Source organism: Citrobacter sp. Cpo071 (assembly GCF_030332765.1).
GTDB classification, from domain to species: domain Bacteria; phylum Pseudomonadota; class Gammaproteobacteria; order Enterobacterales; family Enterobacteriaceae; genus Citrobacter; species Citrobacter portucalensis.
In genome coordinates this window covers 74,909-83,537 of record NZ_JAOWHE010000070.1, presented here as the reverse complement: position 1 = coordinate 83,537, position 8,629 = coordinate 74,909, and the positions used below count along the sequence as shown (strand labels likewise).

At 44.9% G+C, this 8,629-nt stretch carries 7 protein-coding genes, 1 tRNA gene and 1 pseudogene; 6 read left to right on the top strand and 3 right to left on the bottom strand.

Annotation, left to right across the window (positions count from 1 at the left end):
• Nucleotides 1-87 precede the first annotated feature (87 nt).
• Complete coding sequence (locus tag OGY09_RS06455; RefSeq protein WP_057068788.1) at nucleotides 88-639, top strand: recombinase family protein; 552 nt, start codon at nucleotides 88-90, stop codon at nucleotides 637-639.
• Between the two features lie 128 nt (nucleotides 640-767).
• On the opposite strand, the pseudogene OGY09_RS06450 reads toward OGY09_RS06455, so the two are convergent.
• Nucleotides 768-911 (bottom strand): annotated as a pseudogene (locus tag OGY09_RS06450) (DinI-like family protein); the annotation flags it as partial.
• 269 nt (nucleotides 912-1,180) lie between these two features.
• Here OGY09_RS06450 and OGY09_RS06445 point away from each other — a divergent pair.
• Together OGY09_RS06445 and OGY09_RS06440 are read left to right on the top strand one after the other, a co-directional pair.
• A complete protein-coding gene (locus tag OGY09_RS06445) occupies nucleotides 1,181-2,740 on the top strand; it encodes an EAL domain-containing protein (protein ID WP_149617913.1) in 1,560 nt (519 codons plus the stop codon).
• A gap of 309 nt (nucleotides 2,741-3,049) precedes the next feature.
• Nucleotides 3,050-3,172: transfer RNA gene (locus OGY09_RS06440), tRNA-OTHER, on the top strand.
• A 169-nt stretch (nucleotides 3,173-3,341) separates the two neighbouring features.
• Here the strand turns inward: OGY09_RS06440 and ompC are convergent.
• Nucleotides 3,342-4,529, bottom strand: coding sequence for a porin OmpC (gene ompC, locus OGY09_RS06435; RefSeq protein ID WP_267437328.1), 1,188 nt, complete (start codon nucleotides 4,527-4,529; stop codon nucleotides 3,342-3,344).
• A gap of 441 nt (nucleotides 4,530-4,970) precedes the next feature.
• Between ompC and OGY09_RS06430 the strand changes: the two genes are divergently transcribed.
• From OGY09_RS06430 to OGY09_RS06420, 3 genes are all read left to right on the top strand, one after another.
• A complete protein-coding gene (locus tag OGY09_RS06430) occupies nucleotides 4,971-5,663 on the top strand; it encodes a phosphohydrolase (protein WP_275399199.1) in 693 nt (230 codons plus the stop codon).
• 76 nt (nucleotides 5,664-5,739) lie between these two features.
• Nucleotides 5,740-7,170, top strand: a complete 1,431-nt coding sequence (locus OGY09_RS06425; RefSeq protein ID WP_406585005.1) for a DNA cytosine methyltransferase — start codon at nucleotides 5,740-5,742, stop codon at nucleotides 7,168-7,170.
• The gene (locus tag OGY09_RS06420) at nucleotides 7,151-7,618 is read left to right on the top strand and encodes a very short patch repair endonuclease (protein WP_258886536.1); all 468 of its coding nucleotides are present in this window, start codon (nucleotides 7,151-7,153) and stop codon (nucleotides 7,616-7,618) included. Before OGY09_RS06425 ends, OGY09_RS06420 begins: the two co-directional genes overlap by 20 nt.
• Here OGY09_RS06420 and yedA read toward each other — a convergent pair.
• Nucleotides 7,610-8,530 (bottom strand): drug/metabolite exporter YedA, encoded by a 921-nt coding sequence (yedA, locus tag OGY09_RS06415; protein WP_003834062.1) that lies wholly within the window; start codon nucleotides 8,528-8,530, stop codon nucleotides 7,610-7,612. The two genes, OGY09_RS06420 and yedA, sit on opposite strands and share 9 nt — an antisense overlap.
• Between the last annotated feature and the right edge of the window lie 99 nt (nucleotides 8,531-8,629).

Sequence of the window (8,629 nt, the reverse complement as noted above, 5' to 3'; positions counted from 1 at the left end):
TTATGGTTTCTACTAAACCAACGTTTACGAAAATGAATATTTCAGGTGCAAATGGCATGATCCCGGCTTTTAGCGAAGGGATTGATCATGCTGATAGGCTATGTACGGGTGTCAACAAATGACCAGAACACAGCATTGCAGAGAAACGCGCTCGAGTGTGCAGGATGTGAGCTGATATACGAAGACAAGATAAGTGGAAAAACGTCTGACCGACCAGGCTTAAAAAAGGTGCTCAGAACATTATCAGAAGGTGACACGCTGGTGGTCTGGAAGCTGGATCGTCTCGGTCGTAGTATGCGGCATCTTGTCGTGCTGGTCGAAGAAATGAGGGAGCGAGGGATAAACTTCCGCAGCCTGACCGACAGCATAGATACATCCACACCAATGGGGCGCTTTTTTTTTCATGTCATGGGGGCGCTTGCCGAGATGGAGAGAGAGCTTATTGTTGAGCGAACACGGGCTGGCTTAGCTGCTGCGCGCGAAGATGGGCGGATTGGTGGCAGACGACCAAAGTTAACTACGGAAGAGTGGGCTCAGGCTGGAAGGTTGATTGCTGCAGGTGAGTCAAGAAAACGTGTGGCTATAATTTATGATATAGGGGTGTCGACGCTGTACAAAAAATTCCCTGCGAGATGTTGAGAAGACGCCACCGCGTCGTCGTATGCAAGAACGGGCGGCGGCGGACTGGCGAACGTTCGTTAGTGCGAGTATTGAACGATTGCCAGTCACGGCGGATTGTACTTAAGCAATATAACGGTTCAAGGTGTTTAATCTGAAACCAGCCACATATCAGCCTCTTCAAACATTTCCTGAACAGTACGGCTTATCTGTTCCTTCTCATGCTTGCTGGCGTCAGTGTCGATCGCCGGCAGCGTCATCATCGGTTTTACCCAAGTACCAGTATCGGGAAAAGGCGCGGTTTCACACTTTTTTCCCTTAGAATTACATCCTTTACATTAGACCTATGAATACAAGATGAAGTGCCACTTATTTGGCTAAAATGCAAACATAAATCTAACTTGGATGTGGTTTTGCGTTATTTTATAACGTTCTTTTCTAATAAAAAACATAAAGAAATATTTGTTTTAGCCGATAATCTGTTTTAACTGTATCTATTTGATTCACGACAGATAGTAGAATGTATGTTGTTACATAGGGTCAGGCATATAAAGAGGTCGGTGTGAAGAATAACCACAATTTAAAACGAATTAAGCCTTATGTGATATCAATCACGTTTTCATTTTTTATTTTTTTCTCATTGTCTGAGATTTCAATGTATTATATATACAAGGAGAGGATTGCATCATATACAGAACGAGTTTTGAATAGAAGCGTTAGTCTCATTCAACAGATTGATAAAATAAATGATAGTTATGAAATATTTAATGCTTATAGTCCTTGTAGTGAACTACAACTTCATGCTCTAAGAGTGGCCTTATGGCCCTATGCTCTTATAAAAGATATATCATTTATTTCAAATGGTGCAGTCATATGTAGTGCTTTATGGGGAGTGTTGCCAGCACCATTGCTTCTCAATATCTATGATAGAAAAGTTGAAAAGGACAATGTAACTTGGTTTTTTGGTGTGTTACTGGAAAATAATGTAAAAGCTGATTTGCTAAGCAATCAAAAATTAGCCATAACGATTTCACCATTTGCATTTAATAGATTTGTTACAGACCATGAAGAGAAGGGGTTTTCTGCAATTGTAGGTGACAGAGATCATTCGCTTCATTTGTTCAAACTTGGTGAGCAGGTCGATCTTCTTGAAGAGGCTCAGCATGATAAATCCTACCAACTAGGACTTATTACCACGCAAAGCTGTAATAAAAGTAATAATGTCTGTGTCATGGGGGGAGTTAAATTTCCGTGGATGAGTTTCGATAGTTGGCTAACGATGTTGTTGATTTCCTTTACATCTATTGTAACCGGTGTTCTTCTGGGCGGTTTTTATAATCAAAGAGTTGCACGTAAGCAATCATTAGTTTCAAGATTAAAAAATGCGATAAGAAGCGAATCATTATATCTTGTGTATCAACCTATTTATAAAATAAAAACCGGAAAAATTATTGGTGTGGAAGCACTAATTAGATGGGATGATCATGATATTGGTAGCATTCCTCCTGATATTTTTATCCCTATTGCAGAGAAGCATGGTTTAATCCAGGAAATAAGTGATTTTGTATTTCGAATGGCAGTAAAGCAAACCATGTCTCTTTCTGAGGAATTTGATATTTTTATAAGCATTAATGTTAGTTCTCAAGACCTTCTGTCGGAATCATTTCAAGAAAAAGTGTTTCAGATGATTGATGAATCAAATATAAAACCTGGTATGATAATGATGGAGTTAACAGAAAGGCAGAGCGCGGAAATAAATTCCCTCCAAAAGGTTATTTCTTTATTTAATAATAAAGGTATATCAATAGCTATTGATGATTTCGGGACTGGTCATTCAAATTTAAACTGGCTATCAAATTTACAAATAGATGAAATTAAAATTGATAAATCAATTACAGATTCTATCGATGAATGCTCTATAAATAATAATGTATTGTCAGGGTTGGTGGAGATTTTTAAAGATATAACTCACAAAGTTGTTTTCGAAGGTGTAGAAACATCAACTCAGGTGAAATATTTAACTGAAATGTTCCCTGAGTGCGGTGTCCAAGGGTGGTATTACTCAAAGCCACTATCTATAGATAAATTGACAAAATTAGTCGAGGATGCCAATTTGCCTTAACATTTAACACTTTATTTTCATTGTTTTCGCATTCTATATAACACGTGTAACCGCGAGCTATATAAATTTAACTGCAGAAGGATTTTGATATCTTGCCGCATTCAATCTGCGAGTTGGTTCAAAATTGTATGTAATGTCATGTTCGGCTTCATCAGAGAGCTGGCCGAGTTAGGCTTCACGCGTCATTGACTGGGAATATCTTCCACACAGTCTCACCTCTAGGTTGTACTTTGAAGTATAGGTTTTAGCTCAGAAAGTGTTGGTATATTAAGTATGGATAAACGCGTAACTAGTTGAATTTTATGAAGTGGAAATATTGTGGATATACCAGCAAGAAAAGTTAAGTTATTGAAAATATTACCAATGAAATCGGTCTCGAAAACCGGAGTAGGGGCAACTCTACCGGGGGTTCAAATCCCCCTCTCTCCGCCACTATTCAAGCACTTGCACGCCTCGCTTTCAACGACAGTTCTCATGGATGTTTTTTTCTTTGAGTATCCTCACAAGTTTATCGTTGTAATGCCCGTGTGATAAAAAAATACGTTTCGTATAAATAAAAAGCCCGCTTCATATGAAGCGGGCTTGCTTATTTTTGCGTCAATTAGAACTGGTAGACTAAACCAACGGCAACGATGTCGTCAGTTGCGATACCATTGCTTTCATAGAAGCTGTCGTCTTCATCCAGCAGGTTGATTTTATAATCGACATAGGTGGACATGTTTTTGTTGAAGTAGTAAGTCACACCCACATCAACATATTTGACCAGGTCTTTGTCGACATAACGCCAGTTACCACGACTCACTTCCTGACCACCTAAATCGCTACCTTTAGATTGCAGGTAAGCGATGGAAGGGCGCAGGCCGAAGTCGAACTGATACTGTGCAACAACTTCAAAGTTCTGCGTTTTGTTGGCAATACCGCCTTTCGCGGAGCCATCATCATTTTTTCCGCTACCGTATGATGTCATGTTACGGGTTTCTGCGTACATAGCAGCCAGGTACACGTTGTTCGCGTCATACTTCGCACCAACAGTCCATGCATCTGCTGTTTCACCGCCTGCATAGCTGTTGCGATGATTAATTCCATCTTGATAGCCTTTAGCAACCTGGTTATTTGAACGGTCAGAGCTGGAGTATGCTGCCCCGAGGCTTAAACCGAAGTCGAAATCATAGGAGGTTGACAGGCCGAAACCGTCGCCGTTCTCTCTAGACAATTTACGGTTCTCACCGTTACCAGTACCTTCGCCTGCTCCTGCACTTTCATTATTACCCTGGTATTGCAGGGCGAAGTTCAGGCCATCAACCTGACCAAAGAAACCTTTATTACGGTAGGTGGCTACGCCGTTGGTACGACCGGTCATATACACGTCGGTCTGGGTGTAGGTATCACCGCCAAATTCTGGCAGCATATCGGTCCAGGCTTCTACGTCGTAGACCACGCCGTAGTTACGACCGTAGTCGAAGGTACCGTTCTCACCAAAGCCTAAACCGGCAAAGGCCAGACGAGTCCAGGAATTTGCGCCTTCACCTTCGGTGCCGTTGGCCTGAATGTTATATTCCCACTGACCGTAACCGGTCAGCATTTCGTTGATCTGTGTTTCGCCCTTGAAGCCTACACGCGCATAGGTCTGATCGCCGTCGCTGCCAGCATCATCAGAGAAATAACGCAGACCATCGACTTTACCGTACAGATCCAGTTTATTGCCGTTCTTATTATAGATTTCAGCCGCATTTGCTGCGCCTGCAGCTAATAAAGCAGGGAGAAGCAGTGCCAATACTTTTCTTTTCATTATGTATTCCCTTTGCATGATAATTAAAATGAATATGTAGTACTATCCGAGTGACTACATTTGGATACTATCTATGAAGTTCATTTTATTTAAAATATAACATGTAACAAATGTATTTAAAATATTTCAAAATATTTCTTTTGCATCTTTATATAATTATATATGTGTGTTGATTACATTTGCATTTTTCATGTGAATGGTTTTTAATCAATGGGTTATATGTGTTTACCCATTTATTTGTTATGTGTATTTTATTTGTTTTGGATATTTGTTTTTAACATTCATGTAAATTGCTTTTCGATATTGGCGTCGTGGGTTTTATAAATTCATGTGGATTTTATTTTTAGTGCAATAATAAAAAATGATTATGTAATGAGGCGGGCAGTGGTCTGCAATGAAAATTGTTGCTAAGGTGATTTTCTTTCTACTAAGGGAGATAGCATGAAACTGCACGACTGGCAGTCGCGATTTGAAGCCTGGTTAGCTGATAACCATTCTGGACAAGATGCTGCACATGACATCTTTCACTTTCGACGTGTGTGGATGACGGCGCAAAAGCTGAGTACAGATGCAACCGTAGACTGGCTGGTGGTGTTGACCGCGTGCTACTTCCACGATCTCGTCAGCCTGCCAAAGAACCATCCTGAGCGTCATTGTTCGTCGGTACTGGCAGCCAAGGAAACACGTTGTGTTTTGATGCGCGATTTTCCGGATTTTCCACAACAGCGGTTATCGGCAGTGTGTCATGCCATTGAGGCGCACAGTTTTAGCGCCAAAATCGCGCCAGAAACCCTTGAAGCGAAAATCGTGCAGGATGCAGACCGGCTTGAGGCGCTGGGTGCAATTGGTTTAGCGCGCGTATTTGCCGTTTCAGGGGCGTTGGGGGTTGCGCTGTTTGATGCGGAAGATCCGTTTGCCCGAAAGCGTAGCCTAGACGATAAACAGTACGCGCTCGATCACTTCCAGACCAAGTTATTGACGTTGCCGTTGACGATGCAAACCGAACGAGGGAGGCATTTGGCACAACATAATGCGGATTTTTTACTGACGTATATGGCGAAGCTGAGTGCGGAGTTAAAAGGAGAATACGAAATGCTGGATCTTGACGCGATTCAACCCTTTAAAGCGCGCTAGTCGTCAATACGGCTGAAACGTCAACCGTGCTAATTTATGTTAATCTGTCGGTTATCCATTTCTGCCGGTTAAATGTATGCAGGATAATTTTTCAGTAGCAGGCTCCATGAACCCGATGACAGATGAAAACGAGACCGACGTGCAGGTGATGTTGGCCAAGTTGCTTGAAATATATGACGTGAAAACGCTGGTTGCTCATCTGAATGGCGTTGGCGAGAACCGCTGGAGCCCGGCCATTTTTAAACGAGTGGTTGCTAATGAAACATGGCATCGCCTCAGCGACCGCGAGCTCATTCATCTGAATACTTTGTTGCCGAAACCACCTGCGCATCATCCGCATTATGCCTTTCGCTTTATCGATCTTTTTGCTGGCATTGGCGGTATTCGTCGCGGCTTTGAAGCGATTGGCGGGCAGTGCGTGTTTACCAGTGAGTGGAACAAGCATGCGGTGCGCACCTATAAAGCGAACAACTACTGCGATCCGCTCCAGCACAACTTTAATGAAGATATTCGTGATATCACACTCAGCCATCACGATGGGGTGAGTGACCAGCAGGCGGCAGAACATATTCGCCAGCATGTTCCTGAACATGACGTGCTGTTAGCCGGATTCCCTTGTCAGCCATTTTCTCTGGCTGGTGTATCAAAGAAAAATGCGTTAGGGCGGGCACATGGTTTCGCCTGTGATACGCAAGGCACGCTATTTTTTGACGTGGTGCGCATTATCGATGCGCGTCGGCCCGCAATATTTGTGCTCGAAAACGTCAAAAACCTGAAGAGTCACGATCAGGGCAAAACGTTTCGCATCATTATGCAAACGCTGGACGAGCTGGGTTATGACGTAGCGGATGCGGCGGATAACGGCCCGGACGATCCGAAAATCATCGATGGGCAACATTTTTTGCCTCAGCATCGCGAACGTATCGTGCTTGTCGGCTTCCGACGCGATCTGAATTTGAAATCAGACTTCACGCTGCGGGATATTGTCACGCGTTATCCGCCGCGGCGTACCACGCTGGCGGAACTGCTTGAGCCGACCGTCGATGCGAAATATATACTGACGCCGGTGCTGTGGAAATACCTCTATCGCTATGCGAAAAAGCATCAGGCGCGGGGCAATGGATTTGGCTATGGCATGGTGTATCCCGGTAACCCTGATAGCGTAACGCGCACATTATCTGCGCGTTATTATAAAGATGGGGCGGAGATCCTGATTGACCGTGGCTGGGATATGGCGCTGGGTGAAAAAGATTTTGACGATCCGCAGAATCAGCGACACCGCCCACGCAGACTTACGCCCAGAGAGTGCGCTCGTCTGATGGGGTTTGAATCTCCGCAGGGCTATCAGTTCAGGATCCCTGTGTCAGATACTCAGGCTTATCGCCAGTTTGGTAATTCGGTGGTCGTTCCGGCATTTGCGGCGGTGGCCAGGCTGCTGGAGCCGAAAATCAGGCAGGCAGTTGCTATTCGCGAGAAAGAGAACCAGCGTGACAGACGTTCACGATAAAGCAACACGCAGTAAAAATATGCGGGCGATAGCTACCCGCGATACCGCAATTGAAAAACGCCTTGCCAGCGTGCTGACAGAGCAGGGGGTAACGTTTCGCGTGCAGGATGCGACGTTACCCGGTCGCCCCGATTTTGTGGTGGATGATTATCATTGTGTGATTTTTACTCACGGCTGTTTCTGGCACCACCACGATTGCTATTTGTTTAAAGTCCCCGCGACACGAACGGAATTCTGGCTGGAAAAAATAGGCAAAAATGTCCAGCGCGATGCGCGGGATTGTGAAAAGTTGCAGGTTCTGGGCTGGCGCGTACTGATTGTCTGGGAGTGCGCCCTGCGTGGTCGCGAAAAGCTGGACGATGAAGCGTTATCTGAACGTGTCATCGAGTGGATCTGCGGCGGTGGTGACACCGCGCAGATCGACACTCTCGGTATTCATTTACTGTAACGTTTTTTCCGACGGGGTAGCAACGGCATCCGCTTTAACAGGGAACAGGTATTTCCCCAACGTTACCAACACCACAGCAAACACGATCACGCCGAGCGCCAGCCATTCGATAGGGGCCAGTCTTTCTCCCCCCAGACCGGTACCTAACAGCACGGCAACAACCGGATTGACGTAGGCATAGCTGGTGGCTAGCGCTGGGCTGACATTGCGGATCAGGAACATATACGCATTAATGGCAATAATGGAGCCAAACAGGGCCAGGTAAGCCACCGCCATAAAGCCTGAAAATGTTGGCATGGTGGTCAGTTTTTCCCCGGAGAGTAGCGATGCGCACATCAGCACAATACCGGCGGCTAACATTTCAATGGCTCCGGCCATCATGCCAACGGGTAGGGTAATGCGTGAACCGTACACCGAGCCAAACGCCCAGCTTATTGAACCGATCAGGATTAAAATAGCGCCCCACGGATTGCCACTTAAATTGCCTCCGCTGTTCAGCATGATGATCCCTGCTAGCCCAATCGCTATCCCCAACCATTCCAGCTTGCGCGTTTTGATGCCAAAAAAGTGGCTAAAACACAGCGTAAATAACGGGACGGTGGCGACCACCACGGCGGCAATACCGGAAGGGACATTTTGGTGTTCTGCGACGGTGACCAGCCCATTACCTACAGCCAGCAGCAGGATACCAATTAACGCGGCGTTCAGGATTAGGCGTAAGGGGGGCAGCTTGTGCCCGCGAATAAGTAAGAAACTTGTTAATAAAATGCCCGCGGAGAGAAAACGTACGGCTGCCATCATTAACGGCGGCCAGCTTTCAACGCCAATGCGAATAACGAAGTACGTGGAACCCCAAATGATGTACAGCGCGAATAGCGCACTGAAAAGCGGTAACAATTGCCTGAAACGCATAATCCCTCACGGTGGAAATAAAAAGGTGCAACATAGTAAACGTCAAAACTATCTTACTGGCGAGATTTATAATTACGTGTTGATGTTAAAAACTTGTTG

Excerpts from the sequence above, each read along its gene's own strand:
- OGY09_RS06430 (WP_275399199.1), top strand. The coding sequence starts at position 4,971 with ATGAAACTGCACGACTGGCAGTCGCGATTTGAAGCCTGGTTAGCTGAT.
- OGY09_RS06455 (WP_057068788.1), top strand. The coding sequence starts at position 88 with ATGCTGATAGGCTATGTACGGGTGTCAACAAATGACCAGAACACAGCA.
- yedA (WP_003834062.1), bottom strand. The coding sequence starts at position 8,530 with ATGCGTTTCAGGCAATTGTTACCGCTTTTCAGTGCGCTATTCGCGCTG.
- ompC (WP_267437328.1), bottom strand. The coding sequence starts at position 4,529 with ATGAAAAGAAAAGTATTGGCACTGCTTCTCCCTGCTTTATTAGCTGCA.
- OGY09_RS06425 (WP_406585005.1), top strand. The coding sequence starts at position 5,740 with ATGCAGGATAATTTTTCAGTAGCAGGCTCCATGAACCCGATGACAGAT.